This window comes from Peribacillus sp. P4_D6 (assembly GCF_056401795.1).
This window is the reverse complement of sequence record NZ_JBFUIQ010000354.1, coordinates 1-1,008: the sequence shown is the minus strand read 5'-3', so window position 1 is coordinate 1,008 and position 1,008 is coordinate 1. Positions and strand designations below refer to the sequence as shown.

Below are 1,008 nucleotides of genomic sequence, written 5' to 3'. Positions count from 1 at the left end.
CCCTTCTCTCTTCCGGTTTCAAAGCTGGAGCCACAAAGCGCCATAACTGATAGGCTGCAAGCGGAATCGTTGCAGCAATTGCGCAAACCCCAGCGATAATCATATATACCCATAGGACCTCACTCGGCCCGAGCACGGCAAGCTTTCCTTCCAAATCTTTAATAAGTAAATTATAAATATACTGTACGAATATGAAGCTCATTATGAAAAAAGCCACAAAGCCTATCAGTGTTTTAATGATTCTGCTTCGGAGTTCCTCCATATGCTCAATAACGTGTAAATCCTTACTCTCCACTTTCACTCCCCCTTTTTAGACATATTATTTGCCATTTTGCAAATAGCGCTTCCCCTCTAACCCTTCTCATGAAAAGAAGCAGGCGAGTCTTTCCGCCCGCTCTATCTCATTTACTTCATCCCTCTTTTTTAACAGCTCTTAATGCAGCTTTATTCTCATTTTCTTCTTCTTTTTCTGTATCATTCACCAATCCTTTGGTTGCACTTTTGAATTCGGATAATGTCCGGCCAAATGCACGGCCTATTTCCGGCAGTTTGGACGGTCCAAAAATAATCAGTGCAATCACAAGGACAATCACCAAACCGGGTATTCCTATATTTGAAAGCATTCCTACTCACTCCTCTGTTCTTCTCATTTTTTTTCGCTACATTCCTGTCAAGCATCATAAGGATTCCCTATCAATTAGTCACTTTCCCCTGACTTTTCATTCTTTGTTTTTCATGTGCGTGATTATKGGCACGTGTCCGATCCTCCTCGACTTCGTTCGTTTTTTGTGCACCTTCCATAACCGCTGCTGATGCAACCTTTCGCAGCCCTGTTTGATCCTTATCAAAAACAAAGGATGCTCTTGTCGATATATCCGCACCTGGTTCTGTCACGAATGGGACTACACGGTAATCCGCCTTCCATTTTTCTGGTGTTACTTTGCACCGGACATATCCCCTGTAATCATTAAAGAACTTTATATGCGGATTCTGACTTAGTATTTTATC

At 42.1% G+C, this 1,008-nt stretch carries 2 protein-coding genes and 1 pseudogene; all 3 read right to left on the bottom strand.

Going from position 1 to position 1,008, the window contains the following annotated elements:
- Window positions 1-262: twin-arginine translocase subunit TatC (locus tag AC1DVB_RS27525; RefSeq protein ID WP_477592006.1), on the bottom strand; the 262-nt coding region annotated here is incomplete at its 3' end.
- A gap of 148 nt (window positions 263-410) precedes the next feature.
- A complete protein-coding gene (locus AC1DVB_RS27520) occupies window positions 411-623 on the bottom strand; it encodes a twin-arginine translocase TatA/TatE family subunit (protein WP_034312740.1) in 213 nt (70 codons plus the stop codon).
- 70 nt (window positions 624-693) lie between these two features.
- Window positions 694-1,008: pseudogene (locus AC1DVB_RS27515) on the bottom strand (alkaline phosphatase); the annotation flags it as partial.